16 protein-coding genes are annotated in these 16,126 nt (G+C 70.3%); 7 read left to right on the forward strand and 9 right to left on the reverse strand.

The features are described 5' to 3' along the window. The first annotated feature begins 179 nt into the window (after positions 1–179). Positions 180–2,969 carry a glycosyltransferase family 39 protein gene (locus H6726_31455; protein ID MCB9662201.1) on the forward strand — a complete coding sequence of 930 codons (2,790 nt, stop codon included), beginning with the start codon at positions 180–182 and terminating at the stop codon, positions 2,967–2,969. A 757-nt stretch (positions 2,970–3,726) separates the two neighbouring features. Further along, a complete protein-coding gene (locus H6726_31460) occupies positions 3,727–4,314 on the forward strand; it encodes an intradiol ring-cleavage dioxygenase (GenBank protein ID MCB9662202.1) in 588 nt (195 codons plus the stop codon). A gap of 42 nt (positions 4,315–4,356) precedes the next feature. Here the strand turns inward: H6726_31460 and aspS are convergent, their stop codons facing one another. The 5 genes from aspS to H6726_31485 form a co-directional block, all read right to left on the reverse strand. Continuing rightward, on the reverse strand, positions 4,357–6,231 hold the full coding sequence (gene aspS / locus H6726_31465) for an aspartate--tRNA ligase (GenBank protein MCB9662203.1): 1,875 nt from the start codon (positions 6,229–6,231) through the stop codon (positions 4,357–4,359). A gap of 198 nt (positions 6,232–6,429) precedes the next feature. Then, positions 6,430–6,675 carry a hypothetical protein gene (locus H6726_31470; protein ID MCB9662204.1) on the reverse strand — a complete coding sequence of 82 codons (246 nt, stop codon included), beginning with the start codon at positions 6,673–6,675 and terminating at the stop codon, positions 6,430–6,432. A 90-nt stretch (positions 6,676–6,765) separates the two neighbouring features. Further along, entirely contained in the window at positions 6,766–7,107 is a 342-nt protein-coding gene (locus H6726_31475) for an IPT/TIG domain-containing protein (protein ID MCB9662205.1), read from the reverse strand. A 130-nt stretch (positions 7,108–7,237) separates the two neighbouring features. Then, the gene (locus tag H6726_31480) at positions 7,238–7,873 is read right to left on the reverse strand and encodes a hypothetical protein (GenBank protein ID MCB9662206.1); all 636 of its coding nucleotides are present in this window, start codon (positions 7,871–7,873) and stop codon (positions 7,238–7,240) included. Between the two features lie 100 nt (positions 7,874–7,973). Continuing rightward, on the reverse strand, positions 7,974–8,438 hold the full coding sequence (locus H6726_31485; GenBank protein ID MCB9662207.1) for a VOC family protein: 465 nt from the start codon (positions 8,436–8,438) through the stop codon (positions 7,974–7,976). Between the two features lie 158 nt (positions 8,439–8,596). Between H6726_31485 and H6726_31490 the strand changes: the two genes are divergently transcribed. Then, positions 8,597–9,685 carry a helix-turn-helix transcriptional regulator gene (locus H6726_31490; GenBank protein ID MCB9662208.1) on the forward strand — a complete coding sequence of 363 codons (1,089 nt, stop codon included), beginning with the start codon at positions 8,597–8,599 and terminating at the stop codon, positions 9,683–9,685. Positions 9,686–9,784: 99 nt separating this feature from the next. Here the strand turns inward: H6726_31490 and H6726_31495 are convergent, their stop codons facing one another. Together H6726_31495 and H6726_31500 are read right to left on the reverse strand one after the other, a co-directional pair. Further along, positions 9,785–11,056 carry a hypothetical protein gene (locus tag H6726_31495; GenBank protein MCB9662209.1) on the reverse strand — a complete coding sequence of 424 codons (1,272 nt, stop codon included), beginning with the start codon at positions 11,054–11,056 and terminating at the stop codon, positions 9,785–9,787. 266 nt (positions 11,057–11,322) lie between these two features. Continuing rightward, entirely contained in the window at positions 11,323–11,847 is a 525-nt protein-coding gene (locus H6726_31500) for a hypothetical protein (protein ID MCB9662210.1), read from the reverse strand. Between the two features lie 353 nt (positions 11,848–12,200). Between H6726_31500 and H6726_31505 the strand changes: the two genes are divergently transcribed. The 3 genes from H6726_31505 (at position 12,201) to H6726_31515 (ending at position 13,867) form a co-directional block, all read left to right on the forward strand. Continuing rightward, the gene (locus H6726_31505; GenBank protein MCB9662211.1) at positions 12,201–12,644 is read left to right on the forward strand and encodes a hypothetical protein; all 444 of its coding nucleotides are present in this window, start codon (positions 12,201–12,203) and stop codon (positions 12,642–12,644) included. 44 nt (positions 12,645–12,688) lie between these two features. Further along, on the forward strand, positions 12,689–13,150 hold the full coding sequence (locus H6726_31510; protein MCB9662212.1) for a hypothetical protein: 462 nt from the start codon (positions 12,689–12,691) through the stop codon (positions 13,148–13,150). Between the two features lie 150 nt (positions 13,151–13,300). Then, positions 13,301–13,867 (forward strand): GNAT family N-acetyltransferase, encoded by a 567-nt coding sequence (locus H6726_31515; GenBank protein MCB9662213.1) that lies wholly within the window; start codon positions 13,301–13,303, stop codon positions 13,865–13,867. A gap of 13 nt (positions 13,868–13,880) precedes the next feature. Here the strand turns inward: H6726_31515 and H6726_31520 are convergent, their stop codons facing one another. Both H6726_31520 and H6726_31525 read right to left on the reverse strand, forming a co-directional pair. Continuing rightward, entirely contained in the window at positions 13,881–14,453 is a 573-nt protein-coding gene (locus H6726_31520) for an NAD(P)H-dependent oxidoreductase (GenBank protein MCB9662214.1), read from the reverse strand. Then, positions 14,450–15,190: a pirin family protein gene (locus H6726_31525; GenBank protein MCB9662215.1), complete on the reverse strand. Its 741-nt coding sequence runs from the start codon at positions 15,188–15,190 to the stop codon at positions 14,450–14,452. The genes H6726_31520 and H6726_31525 overlap by 4 nt, the downstream gene beginning before the upstream one ends. Positions 15,191–15,268: 78 nt before the next feature. Between H6726_31525 and H6726_31530 the strand changes: the two genes are divergently transcribed. After that, the coding region (locus tag H6726_31530; protein ID MCB9662216.1) for a LysR family transcriptional regulator at positions 15,269–16,126 on the forward strand (858 nt) is incomplete at its 3' end.

Below are 16,126 nucleotides of genomic sequence, written 5' to 3' on the forward strand. Positions count from 1 at the left end.
AACGCCGCGGCATCCACGTCTGGAGGCTCGGCCACCCACGCGGGACGACGCCGTGCCGGGGAGGTGCAAGGCGCGGCGGACACGACTATGCTCCGCGCGCGCGACCCGATCGGCTGAGCGTCCCGTGCGGAGAGTCCTCCCGTGACGGCAACCGGCAGCCCTGGCCCCTCCTTACGCTTGTGACAGACACGACTACCGAAAGCCCCTCCCCCGCTCCGTCCACCCCGGCGACGCAGCGCGCCCCGCTCCCCCGCGAGCGCCAGCTGGGCTGGTCGGCCTTTGCGCTGGGCGTCACGGCGATGTTCCTGCTCATGTCCAACAGCGACCACGCCCCGGGCGGAGTGCTGCTGGGCATGTTCGCCACGCTCGTGGCCGCGCTCGGACTGCTCGCGGGGCTCGGCTGCTTCGCCCGCACGGACGGCGCGGCGCCGTTCACGGCGTCCCCGCTCGGGCATGCGGCGGGCGAACCGTGGTTCCGTCGGCCGAGCATCATGCTGCCCGTCAGCCTCGGCGTGGTCGTCGCGTGCGCGCTCGTGTTCGGCGTCGAGACCTTCCGCGTCGACGACGTCTTCGGGATCCCCCTGGACGTGGCGTACCTGACCGTCGCCATCGTGCTCGCGCTCCTGCTGCTGGTCCCGGCGGCCATCACCCGCCCCGGGCTCGGCGTGTTCGTCGTGGTGGGGCTGGTCTACCTCCCCACGCTGGGTATGCCCGCGCTGTGGGACCCGTGGGAGACCCACTACGGCGAGGTGGCGCGCGAGATCCTGGCGCGCGACGACTGGATCAGCACGTGGTGGGCCCACGAGAAGTGGTTCATGTCCAAGCCCATCCTCATCTTCTGGATGGAGGCGCTCGCCATGGGCGCGCTGGGCGTGGACTACCTGCCCGACGCGAACCCGCTGCACCCCGAGTGGGCGGTGCGCCTGCCCATCATGCTGCTGTCCATCGCGGCGCTGATGGTGGTCTACGGCACGGTGAAGCGCCTGTTCAATGCCCGCGCCGGCGCGTTCGCCGCCCTGGCCATGGCGACCGCGCCACACTTCTTCTTCCTCGCGCACCAGGCCATCACGGACATGTCCATGGTGGGCAACATGACCATCGCGGTGTGCCTGTTGGGCCTCGCGCTGGCCGAGTCCCCCGACCGCGAGGTCACGCGCTACCGGGTGGGCCCGCTCGAGCTCTCGTTCCAGCACGTCATCATGGGGCTCTTGCTGGTGACGGTCCTGCCGCAGGCGCTCTACCTCGTCACGCGCAACGTGACGTGGTTCTCACGCGGCTTCGCCTGGCACAAGGACGAGTTCTTCTACGGCTCGGCGGGCAACGACGGCATCCCCGGCAACCCGGACATCGCGGACCAGACGGCCGTGTTCAACGAGCTGTGGTTTCAGCCGGGCGTGCAGGGCCTGCTGTGGCTCGCGGGCCTCGCCGGGGTGGTCTACCTGCTGCTCCGCGAGCGCCGCGCACAGGCGCTGGCCATGTACGGCTTCTACTACTTCTGTGGCCTGGCCTTCATGGGCAAGGGCATCCCGGGCTTCGCGCTACCGGGGCTCGTCGCGCTGCTGTACCTCGTCTCGTCGACGCGCTGGGACGTGCTGCTGAGCGGCCAGCTCAGGGTCCTCCCCGGGACGCTGACGCTCGCCGTGACGGGCCTGCCTTGGTACGTGGCGATGTACATGCGGCACGGGCCTGCGTTCACGCAGCAGCTGCTCATCCACGACCACATCAACCGCCTCGCGCGCGGCGTGCACATGGACGAGACGTCGCCGGGCAGCTTCGGCTACTACGTGCTGCAGCTGGGCTTCGCGACGTTCCCGTACATCGGCCTCCTGCCGTTCGCTGTGGTGGCGTTCATGTGGCTGCGGCGCCGCCAGCACACGGCCGTGTCCGCCAGCGACGGGCGCGCGTACCACCAGCGGCAGTTCCTGATGCTGCTCGCGCTGTGGTTCTTCGCGGCGTTCGTGCTGTTCAGCGCGATGGCCACGCGCTTCCACCACTACATCTTCCCGGCCGTGGTGCCCGCCATGATCCTGGTGGGGCTCATGCTGGACGCGATGTGCGGCGAAGACCTGCGCCCGGTGCGCGTGCGCTTCGCCACAGTCGTGCTCGCCGGGCTCGCGCCGCTGAGCTTCGTGGTGGGCTTCGCCAACATGATGGGCAACGTGCGGGGCATCCTCCCGCGCGGCGAAGAGGGCACGGACTGGGTGCTGGCCGCCGCACAGCGCAACCAGGGCATCGGGCTGCTGCTGATGGCGGTCGGCCTGTGCGCCGCGGGAGGGGCCCTCTACCTGCTGCGCACCGGCGCAACCGAGTCGCAGACGGGGCGCGCCAAGAACCGCCTCGCCCTGCCGCTGACCGTTGCGTGCCTCGGCGGCGCGTGCCTGGTGGCCTTCGTGGCGCGCGACATGAGCTGGGTCACGCAGCAGCGGCCGCACGGCTACGAGCGGTTGATCCACCTCTACGTCTACAACTACAACCGCCCGTGGCCGACGCAGTTCGACTACCGGCCCATCCTCACTGCGTTCGGCATCGTGGGCAGCGTGCTCTTGGGGCTCGCGGCGGTGCCCGCGCTGCGTGCCTGGGGGGCCCGGCTGCTGGTGGGCTTCTCGGTGGTGTTCGCGGCCTGGACGGTCAACGTCTACTTCTCGGACCTGAGCGACCACTGGGGCCTCAAGCCGCTGATGACGCAGTACTACGAGCTGCGCGAGGGTCCCGAGGAGCCCCTGCTGGCGTTCCAGATGAACTGGAAGGCCGAGAATTTCTACACGGGCAACCGGGTGTACACCTTCGTCGACCTGGACACCGCGCCGCTGGCCCGCTGGATCGAGCAGAACCGCGGCAAGCGCGTGTTCGTGCTGGTGGAGCGCACCCGCCTGCGCACCTTCACCGGGATGGTGGGTCGCCCCGAGGTCATCGAGCACACCAGCACGCGCCTGTGCAGCAAGTTCGTGCTGGCCGAGATGACGTTGTAGCGGTCGGCTCCGTGGGCAGCATCCACCGTCTGGCCTGTCGAGACTGCGCGCGTGGGCCGCGCCTGCCTTGGAACGAGACCGTCGCGGGCGCCGTCATCACGGGGCAGCCAACCGGCACGCTGACGAGTGGGCATTGGCTGACGTACACCCGGAACGACGGCGTGGAGGTGATGCTGCCGCACCCGCTCGAGACCTACACACTGGAGCAGGAAGGGACGACGTGGGCACGGGCTTCGGCGGAGCGGCGCATCTGGATACACGAACCGGTCGCGTGCGTGGCGTGTGGCGTCTGGAGCTCGGAGCGCCGCGCCCAGCCGCGACAGGCGCTGGGGTGCGTTGCCTTCTGCGTGGCCGCTGCGTTGATGTACGCGCTGCGTTCGGTCGTTCCGTGGTGGACGTTCCTCGTCGTGCTCGTCCCCATGATACTGGTCTCGTCCGTCCTTCAGCGACGGCGGCTGCGTTCGCCCTGTGCGGTTTGTGGAGGTGCACGTGTCCCACTCGCGCGCGTGAACCGCAGCGCGGTCCCCTGTCAGGCGTGCGGGGGAACGGTCCGTTGTACGGGGGCCGGGATCTCGTAGCGTTCTGCGACTCGCCCATCGGCAGCCGACCGCGAAACGTGCCGGGCGGCGAGGGGGACGGCCCGTCGGGGCGCGGCTCGGCGTCGATGGCGCGCGTCCAGCGTGCACGATTCCGTGAGCCGCTCGCCCCCGGCGTGCGTTCCCAACTGACGGCACCTGCCGCAGAACGGGAACCACGCATGAATCGACGACACTTCTTGAACGCTGCGCTCCGCAGCACCGCGGGCCTGACGGCTGCTGCGGCGCTGGGCCACCTGCCCCGCGGCGCCCTCTCACGCGCTCAGGCGACCTGCGCGCCACGCACCGAGGACAACATCGAGGGGCCCTTCTTCCGGGCGGGCGCACCTGCCAGGACCGACCTGGTAGTCCCGGACGAAGCCGGGGTGCGCGTCGTGCTCGGGGGGCGCGTGTTGGACTCGAGCTGCCGCCCCATCCCTGGCGCAGTCATCGAGGTCTGGCATGCAGACGATGCTGGCGACTACGACCTCGCAGGCTTCGCGCACCGGGGCGTGCTGCGCTGTGATGCGGCAGGTCGCTACCAGCTGCACACCATCGTCCCGGGGCACTACCGCGTGGGGAGCGGCTTCCGGCCCGCGCACATCCACCTCGAGGTGCACGGGCGCGGGCACCAGTCGCTGACCACACAGCTCTACTTTCCGGGGGATCCGCACAACGAGCGGGACCCCTTCATCCGCTCGTCGCTCATCCTGGACGACCTCGTGAGCGCGGAGGGTGCGCTGCGCGGCCACTTCGACATCACGCTCTGAGCGCGGGGCGCGAAGCCCCGTGCTCGGCGGCCTCCGCGAGCCTCAGCTGGGCTCGATGGTCTTCAGATGCACCTCGAGCAGCTGCTCGGCGGTGACCACGGTAGGCGCCTTGGTGAGCAGGTCGTTGGCGCGCTGCGTCTTGGGGAACGCGATGACGTCGCGGATGGACTCGGTCTCGGCGGCCAGCATGGCGATGCGGTCCATGCCGACGGCGATGCCGCCGTGCGGGGGCGCGCCGTAGGTCAGGGCATCCAGCAGGAAGCCGAACTTCTCCTGCGCCTCTTCGTCGCTCAGGCCGATGGCCGCGAAGACCTTCTTCTGCACCTCGGGGTCGTGCAGGCGGATGGAGCCGCCGCCGATCTCGAAGCCGTTCAGCACCAGGTCGTAGCGGTGGCAGAGCACCTTGCCCGGGTCCTTGTCGAGCAGCTCCACGCACTCGTCGTGCGGGCGCGTGAACACGTGGTGCGCCGCGGCCCAGCCGCCCTCCTCGCGCTCGAAGAGGGGCGGGTCCACTACCCACAGCAGGTTCCACTGCCCGGCGCTGCCGGTCTCGGGGATGAGCTTGAGCAGCTTGCCCAGGTGGATGCGCAGGTTGGCCATGACCGCGTTGACGCGCGCCTCCGGGCCGAACTGGAACAAGATGAGGTCGCCGTCCTTGGCGCCGACCGCGGCGTTCACGGCCAGGCGGAACTCGTCCGTGACCATCTTGGCCAGCGGGCTCTGCACCCACGCGCCGTCGTCGCCCTCGACCTTGGCGCGCGCCAGGCCCTTGGCGCCCATGGAGTTGACGTACTTCTCGAGTCCGTCGATGTCCTTGCGCGAGAAGCCGTGGCCATTGGGCACCACGATGGCCTTGAAGATCTCCTCGGGCAGGTCCTTGCGGTACGTGCCGTCCGCGAACTTCTGGGCCATGGGCTCCAGCATGCCGATGCCGCCGCCCTTGTGCGCGACCATGAGCTCGGTGAGGTCCACGTGCTCGAGCCCGAAGCGCATGTCCGGCTTGTCGTTGCCGAAGCGGCGCATGGACTCCTCGAACTTGAGGCGTGGGAAGGTGCCGTCCGGGTACCACTGCAGGAGGTCGATGCCGAGCACCTCCTTCCACAGGCGGAACACCAGGCCCTCGATCATCTTGAAGAGGTCGTCCTGGTTGATGAACGACATCTCCACGTCGATCTGCGTGAACTCGGGCTGGCGGTCGATGCGCAGGTCCTCGTCGCGGAAGCAGCGCACGATCTGGAAGTAGCGCTCGTAGCCCGCCACCATCAGCATCTGCTTGTACAGCTGCGGGCTCTCGGCCAGCGCGTAGAAGTGCGAGGGGTAGAGGCGCGAGGGGACCAGGAAGTTGCGCGCGCCGCCCGGCGTGTACTTCACCAGGAACGGCGTCTCGACCTCGAGGAACGCGTTGTCGTGGAAGTAGCTGCGCGTCTCGTGGTTGAGCTTGGAGCGCATGATCAGGTTGCGCTGCAGCTTGGGCCGGCGGAGGTCCAGGTAGCGGTACTCGAGGCGCTTGTCCTCGTTGGTCTTGATGCTGTCGTCGATCTCGAAGGGCGGGGTCTGCGCCTTGTTGAAGATGGTGACCTCCTTCGCGATCAGCTCGACGTCGCCGGTGGCGAGGCGGGCGTTGCGCAGGCTGGTGCCGTCTTCCTTGGTGCCGCGGTCGTTGACCACGCCACGGATGCCCAGGACCCACTCGCTGCGGGCGCGCTCGGCCTGCTTGAACGCCTCCGCCGGCGTGCGCTCCGGGTCGAACACCACCTGGGTGACGCCGTCGCGGTCGCGCAGGTCGATGAAGATGCAGCCCCCGTGGTCACGGCGGTTCTGGACCCAGCCGAACAGGATCGCCTCGGCGTTGATGTCGGTGTCGCGGAGGGCTCCGCAGGAATGGGTCCGCTTCAACTCATCGATAAAACGCGCCACGGTCTCTTGCTCCGAGAAAACAGGCGGCACCCTACCTGCAAGGCGCCGGACGTCAAGGGGCGCGGGCGCCGGGGCCGCTCGGAGGCGGCGCGGTGAACCTCGAGCTGCTGTACGAGCCGTGTGCGGGTCGTGGTTCCGCCCTCGCAGGCAACACGCTGACGCGGCAGCCCTGAGCGCGGTCCGCGTCGACACCCGTCCTCAGCGTGGGGCGCGCTCACCGAAGACGACGGCCACCGCGAGGTTGGAAGCGCGCCGGAGCCGCGAGCGCACCTCCGCGTGCCCCTCGAGCTCGTCGAGCGCGGCGTCGAGGTCCTTGAACGCGAGCCCCGGCACGCCCTCGACCGCACGCGCGACCCGGAACGCGTCGCTCTCGGCTCCGGGGACGAGCGCGCACAGCTCGGCCGCCGCCGCCTCGTCCCATGGTGAGAACTCGGGCGTTAGCATGCCCCACGGCGCGGGCGGCGTGGAACGCCAAACGACGCGGCGGGCTCCATAGCGACGCGGGAACCAGGGTCCCGCGTCGCTATGGACACGTCATGGCACGAAGACGGTGCTTCCGTGCGTGACCATGCCGACCCCCGGGTTGGTCACCACGAGGCTGTGGTCACCGGACGCGAAGCCGAACGGGACGAACCCATCGAGCTGCGTGGCCGACGTGCGCGTGATGCTGACGTCCATGCCCCCGAGGCTGAGCGTGACGTCCGGCGCGAAGTTGGTGCCCGTCACGGTGAAGGGGATGCCGGGCACCCAGGGCCCGCTGAGCGTTCCGTCGGGCGTGAGCTCCGTGATGGTCGGCATGGACGCGTCCAGCTCGCAGGTGTCCCCGTCGTAGGGTGCGGTGCAGCTACACGTGAACGACGCGTTGCGACTTGGCACACCGAATCACGGTGCGCAATCTTCGCACACCAGAACGAGAGACCACACGCGGCGGGATACCCGCCCGTCGAGCCCAGCCATCAGGTTGTGGCCAGAACGTCCGATAGTTCACCCCGGCCGTGGCGCGCGTTCAGCTCTCGGTGTGGAACAACGCCGGCAGGAAGTGCTCGAGGTTGCCCACCTCCTCCACGTTGTGGAGCAGCCACGCGCGCGCGTGGGCCTCGTCGAACGCCAGGCTGCGGATGGCCCGCTGCACGATCGACAGGCCACGTGGGAGGGCCGGCCCGACGGTGATCGCGTTCTCGTACCGGGTGCCGCCGGGCACGCGTCGCCATGAGTAGTCCATCGCGACGAGCCCCGAGATGCCGTGAAAGCGAGGACGGTGTGCGAAGCCCCCTTCGTCCAGCCGGACCACGTCGGTCCGGACGCACACGCGGTACCTCGGGTCACGCCCCAGCACCTCGTGGATCAGGAAGACCGAACCTACTCCGTCTCCCGCGGCTGGCGTCCGCAGGTAGCGGTGCTCGACGTGATCGCGCGGATGCCACACCCGGTAGCGGGGGTGGGTGTGTCCTTCGATCTCCACCGTGCCGCGCAGGTTCTGGAACCACCAGACCAGCATCTCTGGCGTCACCCCGTGCAGCACGTCGTGCACGATCGACGCGCGCATCCGGCCGCGCTCGTCGAAGTCGAGCGTGGTCACCGCGGAGTCGAGGGTCTTCATGGTCCAGGGGACGACGATGGGATCGGGCAACGATGCGGGCATGCTGGGTCTCCGGGGAACAGGGCGACGGGGCGGTTCCACCCCGCGATGCGCGCGACCGACCAACGTCGGGTCACACCGCGGGGGAGTCCACGCGCTGGACTCAGGACGCGTGGGCGGGGGCGAGGGACCTCAGCCGCTCGATGTCGAGCGTAGCGAAGCTGGGCTGCTGGTCGACCGCGCCCACGGAGAAGAGCTCCAGCTCGACCACGTGGCCGTCGGGGTCCATCCCCATCACCGAGCGGGCCACGCCGAAGTCGGCGGCCAGCACGACGCGCGTGTGCGCGGTGAAGAAGTCGAAGGCTTCCACGAGGTGCGCCGCGTCGCGGACTTCCCATCCGGTGTGGGCCATGCGGAGCTGATTCTGCGGGTACGCCGCGCCCCGGTCGCCGTGCTCGTGCAGCGCGATGTCCGAGTAGCGCGTCGAACCGGGCAGGCGCAGAAAGGTCAGCTTGTTGTCGACATCCTCCGCGACGACCTCGGCGCCGAGCAGCTGATGATAGAACGCTGCCGAACGGTTGCGGTCGGCGACGTCGAGGGCGATGTGGTTCAGGGTCACGGGGATCATGAGAGGTTCTCCTTGGTGCTGGGGCCGATGCGTCGGGCCCTTCACGACGCAACGTGCGGCCACGCGCCGCTCCCTCGCCATCCCAGCGTTCTGGGAATCGCGTACCCCCCAGGAGTCTGGGATTGCCGCATGAGAGCGCCCATGGAACCGTGCGACGCATGACGTGGAGCGAATTGCGAGCGGACCGTGTGCTCCGCGACATCCAGGCGCTCTGCACCGAACGCGCGACGCCCCTCGAGCTGCTCGCGTCCGTGTCGGAGGCCTTCCACGCCGCGGTCCCCAGCGACGCCTCGTGTTACTGCACCTTCGATCCCGCGACGACCATGGTGACCTCGGCGGTCGGCCGAAACCTCGACGAGAACGGGCGCGCCGCCGCGCGCTTCTTCGAGCTCGAGTACGGGCGCGAGACCCCCGCGCAGTACCAGCGCCTGCTCGCCAGCCGCGCCGTCTCCGAGGTCGTCGACGTCGCGCAGATGGACGCGACCGAGGGTCACGTCGCGGTCCGTGAGCACCTCACGGAGATGGGCGTCGGCCAGGAGCTACGCTTCCTGTGCACGCACCAAGGCGCGGCCTGGGCTGGCGCAGGGCTGATGCGCAGCGCTGGCGCGCGACCGTTCAGCGCCGAGGAGGTGGCCTTCGCGGAGCGCGTGGCGGCGCTGCTGACGCCGGCCGTGCGCGGGTCGCTCGTCCACGCCTCCGCAACGATCAACGTCGCGGCCGAGGCCGGACCCGCGGTGCTGATCATGGCGGGAGACCAGCTCGCCGAGGCCACACCCGCGGCGCTGGCCTGGCTGGAAGCGCTGTCGGGGATCGACCGCGGTCACGGGGAGCTGCCAGCGGTCGTGCACGCGGTGGCTGCGCGGGCGCTCGCGGGGCACACCGTGGCCCAGCGTGCACGGACGGCCGATGGCTGCTGGGTCGTGCTGCGCGCCGCGCCCTTCCCCACCGGACGCGCGGTGGTGACCTTCGAGGTCGCGGGGCCAGCGCAGGTGACCTCCCTGCTGGCCGGCGCCCTCGGCCTCACCGAGCGCGAGATCGACGTAGTCTCCGCGGTGCTCAAGGGTCTCGCCACGAAGGAGATCGCGGCGGAGCTCCACCTCTCCAGCTACACCGTGCAGGACCACCTCAAGTCGGTCTTCGCCAAGGCGGGCGTCAACAGCCGACGCGAGCTCGTCGCGGAGGTGTTCTTCGGCGTGTACGCGCCACGGCTCGGGGGAGCCGTGGGTGCGGACGGCTTCTTCCGCTGAGGGGGTGTCTCGCGCCATCCGTGCCTTGGAGGAGCGCCCGACCGAGCAGCAGACTCGGAGAGATCCCAGCGCTTGGCGATGAGACCGTGCCGTCCCGCGCTACACCAGGTTCGACTGCTCCCAGAAGACCACCTCGCCGCCTTCGTTGATCACGAACGTCACCACACCGTCGTGGGACACTGCGATGGCGAGGCTGCCAGGAGAGTCGTTCACGAAGCGATAGGCCGCGCGATGGCGGGTGCCCACGGCCTCGATGTCTTCGGCCCGTCGGCGCGTGCCTTCGTTGTCGAGCGCGCACCACACGCGCGACGGCGTCGGCAGCTCGGCGGAGACCTCGGCGCCGAAGCCCAGGAGGGCGAAGTGCTTGTCCAGCACGACGGCGCCATCCGTGGCGGCGAGGTTCGCCACCACGCGGCTCCACTCGAACACGGCCTGCTCCAGCTGCTCCAGCTCCATGCTCGACGCGGTCACGAAGTCCGCCCACCCGATGGAAGGCGCCTCGCTCGCGTCCGCGAGCGCCTCCAGCAGCTGCAACAGCAGGGTGCGATAGCGTCGCGTGGGCTCGTCCTGACCGAAGCGGTACTTCAGACGCAACGCCCCATGGGTTCCGCCGCGCCCCTGCGCATCGTCGTGGATCAGCAGCAGCCCGCCGTGGCCCGCGCTGCGCACCAGCTGGATGACGCGACGGAGCATGTGCTGCGAGATGCGACCCACGAGCGAGTGCTCGACCGCCGTCGGGATGCCCTTGGGGGCCTGCTTCAAGCTGTGGTGCGTGCGAATCTCCTCGCGCTCGGCGCCGAAGCGTGCGGGCAGCCAGGCGGACCGGAAGACGTCGATGGTCGCGTCGACCAGCTCGCCGTGCTCGAGCGCGCCGATGAGGACGCCCCCCCTTCGCACTGCGATCTGACCGGGTGCGTTGACGTGCACGATGGGCGCGAGCGTCCAGTTCGAGCCAGCTCCGCGCCCGCCCCAAGCCGGCGCGAGCCAGGCCGGCCCCGAGTGGGCGATGCCCCAGATGCGCAGCTGGCCCTCCTCGCGATGGACGCCGATGAGCGACGTCTCGAACGGCGTGGCAGGCGCGAGCCGGCGCAGCTCGCCCGTGGACAGCGCGCGGCTCTGGTCGAAGCGCAGTCGCAGCACGCCGCCATTGGGGCCGCCGCTCTCGGGCAGCGCGTCCGGTCCGCTCAGCAGCAGGCGGAAGCGCGTGGGCCGCGCCTCCTCCGCCATCATCGACGCGTAGAACGCGGTGGAGAGCACCTCCGACAAGAGCTCGGCCGAGAGCTGGCACGGGCTGTCCTCGGGCCAGCGCGCGAGGACCCAGCGGGTGAGGTCTGGCGGATAGGCACGCGTGGGGGTTTCGGCGCTGCTCATCGACCCGAGGATAGGTCGGTGTTGCGACTGAAGCCCACGCAGATCGGTGACGCGCGACCGAACCCGTGGGGACCTCCGGAATTTGTGTCCGTTCGGCGTCTACTCGGCGCCTCGCCGAGACCAGGAGACCCTCGCTCTGGTACTTTCCTCCTCACGGAGTGCGCCATGATGACGCTGAGCGCGCGCCAGGCCCGACGTCGACGCGGACCGACAGCAGCCGCGCCAGGATGCAGCGCCCTGCGGGGCGCTTGTGACGTCGGGCGCGTCTACCGCGCCGACGCTGGGAGGGCCGGATGATGGGGGGGCGCAGGTGGCGCTTCGCTCAGGCACGCATGCAGCACCCGGAGGAGACGCGCCTCCTCGGCGCCAGTGGACTCGACGGGCTCGAAGTTGGGATAGCGCCCTGGCGACCCATGCGGACACGCGCAGCTCATGCCGTTCTGTACTTGCTGCGCGACGTGGCGCACCGCAACTCGGGTCCCGTCCGTGGTGTCCGACACGACCTCCACCAGCAGCACGAACGACGTGGACAACGTGCCGGCGTCGCTCACGTGGGAAAGCGACGGGACGCCGTGCATGCTACGGACCTGGCCACGCGGCGTGTACGCGCTCGCCTCCTCGTATCGGGCGTCCTGCCGAACGCAGTCGAGCGCTCGCCAGACCTCCTCGGCCGGCGCGCGGAACGTCCACGTCGTGGGGTTGGGTCCTGGGTTGGGTAACGTGTCGAAGCTGTCCCCGTGGCACGCGCTGACCGTGAAGGCGGCCGCCAGCGTCAGCAGCAGGGTCTCCATGGAACGGAACCTCGCGGGCTCATGCAGCGACTCGCGCACCGCGCCCATCGTAGCGCAGTGGCAGCCGTTCCGTGACGTGCCACATGGGGTATGCCACCGTTTGGGGTGGCCCGCGGTAGGGGGTCCGAGGCCGCTGGCTTCGACCCCGCGGCCCAACAGCACAGAACGCGAGAAATGCACCCTGGAGACTCCTGTGCCGCAACGCAGCGCCGGGCATGGGTGGTCAGACCGGTCTCGTAGACACGGAAGGCCCGCTGTACACGACCAGCTGGAGTCGACCTCGTGTAGATTTTCCCGCCCGCGGCTCCCGGACGTTGACGAAGTCCGCGAAGACGTAAGAGGGTGCGGGGCTGATGACACGAACGCGGAATCACGGCGGGGGACGCGCAGGCCACGACTTCACGCTGCCCTTCCTCACCGAGCTGCGTTTTCCACCCGGGACCGGGGACCCTGGAGGTCACCTCGCGCGCGCGGTCGCCGCGAGGAACGAGGGGCGCTACAGCGACGCGATCGCCGCCTGCCGCACCGCGGTCGAGCGTATGGACGGCGCGCCGAAGGAGGGCTCGGGCGAGCTCGAGCGCATCGTGAAGGCGAAGCGCATCGACCTCACGGAGCGCGAACGCTTCGTGATGCTTCGTTCAGCCACGCACATCTTCGCGAGCCCCGCGCACCACGGGGCGACGCACCATGAACGCGAGGACGCAGACCTCGCCATTTCGATGACGGCGGCGCTCCTGCGCCTCGCGCCGCGGTGGGGCACCCAAGACACCGAGCCCAACACCGAAGAGGCGTCGTGACCGGCTCGCGCGGCAAGAGGGCGGCGTCAAAGAAGCCGACAAATGTGCAAGCCCCCCTTGCACAAGGCTCCCGTGCCACCTTGGAGGTTGCGCCAGAGGGCTACGCCGAGTGGATCCGCGGGGTGAAGGCCGGTGTCCACGAAGCACGCCAGCGGGCCGCGCGCGCCGTCAACAACGAGCTGGTGGGGCTCTACTGGCGCATCGGTCGCGACATTCGCGCTCGGCAGGATGCGCAGGGGTGGGGCGCGAAGATCGTCGACCGCATCGCGGCCGACCTGAAGACGGAGTTTCCGGACGCCGAGGGCTTCTCGCCCCGCAACCTCAAGTACATGCGCGCCTTCGCCGTGGCCTGGCCGGACGAGGACTTTGTGCAAGGGGTGCTTGCACAATTGCCCTGGTACACGCACCTCGCGCTGCTGGAGAAGCTCGAGACGGTCGAGGAACGCCGCTGGTACGCCCAGAAGGCGATCGAGCACGGCTGGTCACGCAAAGGCGGAGGCACCTGACGGGGGACTTCTGGCCAGAGGTTCTCCGAGCGCGTCGAGTCAGCACGGCTCCGAGGACGCACGCCACCGGCCAAGGTCGCCTCGGCGTTTCACAACGCGTCCGTCGTGGGGCTCGCCGTGTTTCAGCGCATGGGACATTCTGACGACGTGATGAACCCAGAACGCCCAGAACCGCTGCGCGACGTGACCATCCGCCATGCGCCCCGCGAGCCCGTGGGGCCACTGGTGGAGACGCTGCTCGCCATCGACGACGACGCTTCCGCGCTGTACGCGAGCGGCGGCTTTGCGATCGAGCTCGCGTACGAGCACCCGTTCGTGCAGGCGGAGCTCGCGCGCTGGGCAGCATGCACGCGGGAGGGCCGCGTGCTGCTCGCCGAGGTGGACGGCCAGGCCGTGGGGTTCGCAGCCTACGCGCGTGTGGACGGGCTGGCCTACCTGGACCAGCTGGCCGTGCGCTGCGCCTTCATGCGGCGCGGGATCGGACGAGCGCTGGTGGACGCCGTGGTCACAGCCGTGCAGGCAGACGGGGCGAGCGCCCTGTGGCTGACCACCTACGCGCACCTGCCGTGGAACGGGCCGTACTACGGGACGCTCGGCTTCGTGCGCGTGGAGGAGACGGCGTGTGGGCCCGAGCTGCGCGCGCTCTTGGAAGAGCAACGCGCGGCCCTGCCCGCGCCCGATCAGCGCGTCGCGATGGTGCGCGCGATCTCTGGCTGAGCGGATCGCGCGCTCAGAGGGACGCAGCGAAGGCCTGTACCAGCGCCGTCACGCGTTCGCGCGCGGCCGGATCGGCCAGCCCGCCGTCTTCGCCGCGCTTGCTGAACGGCCCGGCGAGCGCGACCTCGGGGTACACGAACACCTGCGCCATCATCCCGCCGAGAACGGTCTTGAGCGCTCCCTGCGCGCGCACGGCACCCGCCGGACTGGGCGACGCAGACATCACGGCCACCGGGCGCCCCGCGAAGACGCTCTTGTAGGCCGGGCGGGACAGCCAATCGAGCGCGTTCTTGAGCGGGCCGGGCACGCCATAGTTGTACTCGGGCGTGACGACGAGGACGCCGGCCGAGTCCCGCACCAGGCGGAAGGCCGCACGCACGGGCTCGGGCAGGTCCGCCCCTTCTGGATCGCCCGGGGCCATCAGGTGCAGGCGCGGGTCGTAGAGGGGGAAGCCGCTGAAGTCCACGTCCACAGCGCGCAGGTGCGCGGGCAAGGCCGCCTTGGCGCTGTGGGCGGTGGCGGCGCTGACCCCATCGGGGCGCAGGCTGCCGGTGAAGACGGCGATGGTGCGGGGGTCGGTGCTCATGACTGGGTCTCTCTCACGGGGGGTAGCTCCATCCACAGCGCCTCGGCGCCGGGCTCGCCGACGAGGCGAAAGGTGCGGTCGTCGTCGACGGTGGTGAGGGGCACGCCGTCTCCTTCGCGCAGCGCCGCACCCTCGAGCGAGAGCGCACCGCGCACCATCTGCACCCACGCGGCGCGCCCTGCCGGGAGCACGTGCGCCGCCTCACCCGCGGCGTCGAAGCGCACGCGAAAGATGCGCACGTCTTGGCCGATGGCGACGGTGCCGCCCTCGCCGTCGGGGGTGACCATCAGGTCGATGGGCCGCGCCGGATCGTACGGGAAGGCCTGCTGCGCATAGCCCGGGTCCGTGCCGCGCGCGCCCGGCAAGAACCAGATCTGCAGGAAGCGCACCGGCTCGTCCTGGCTCGCGTTCATCTCGCTGTGGGCGATGCCGCGCCCCGCGCTCATGCGCTGGACCTCGCCCGGGCGAATGACCGAGCCGGTGCCCAGCGTGTCCCGGTGCGCGAGCGCGCCCTCCACGACATAGCTGACGATCTCCATGTCCCGATGGGGGTGCCGCGGGAAGCCCTCGGCAGGGTCGACGCGGTCGTCGTTGAGGACGCGCAGCACGCCGAAGCCCATGTGCGCCGGGTCGTAGTAGTTGGCGAACGAGAAGGTGTGGGCGCTGCGGAGCCAGCCGTGGTTCGCGAGGCCGCGCTCGCTCGCTCGTCGGATGGTGGTGGGGGTCAGGGTGGTCATGGTGTGTCTCCTTCGACGCCCTCACCATGCCGCTTGCAACGTTGCAAGTCCATGCGCACGAACGCACACTTCGCTTGCATGAACGCAAGCATCGACTGGGACGACCTCGCGCTGGTGCTGGCCATCGTCCGCGGGGGAACGCTGGGGGCCGCGGCCGCCACGCTGGGGGTCCACCACTCCACCGCGTTTCGCCGGCTGCAGCGCGTGGAGGAGCGGGCGGGGACGGCGCTGTTCCACCGGACGCCCCAGGGCTACGTGCCCACCGAGACGGGCGCGGTCATCGGCGAGCATGCGGCGCGCGTGGAGGACGAGCTGCTGGGCGTGCAGCGCGCGCTCGAGGTGCACGACAGGGTGCCGCGTGGGCGCATCCGACTGACCACCGTGCCCAGCCTGGTCGCGCCCATCCTCCCCGCGCTCCAGCGCCTGAGCGAGCAGTGCCCCGAGCTGCACATCGAGCTGGACGCCACGCCCGACACGCGCTCCCTCGAGCGCGGCGACGCAGACCTGGCGCTGCGACCGACGGCGGAGCCCCCGGGCGAGCTGGTGGGCACGCGCCTGACGACGCTGGGCTGGGCCACGTATCGACGCAAGGTGGGTAAGGCCAGCCCGAGCGAGCTGCGCTACGTGGGGCCACTCGCCACTCAGGAGGACGACCGGGGCGGGGCGGCTGGCGGCACCAAGCGTCGTGCCTCCGTCTCAGTGACGACGGTCCCCGCGATGACGGCGTGCATCGTGGCCGGCCTCGGGGCGGGGCGCCTCCCCTGCTACGTGGGGGACGTCCACCCGAAGCTCACGCGCGTTGGGCCCGTGCAGCGCACGTCCATCGGCCTGTGGCTGCTGAGCCCGGCGGCCCTGCGCAAGAGCGCCCGCGTGCAGGCCACGCGCACGCGCCTCGTGACCTGCCTCCCGCCGGAGCTCCAGCGCTTCACCGGCGAG

Source organism: Sandaracinaceae bacterium, assembly GCA_020633055.1.
GTDB lineage: Bacteria > Myxococcota_A > Polyangia > Polyangiales > Houyiibacteriaceae > JADJJE01.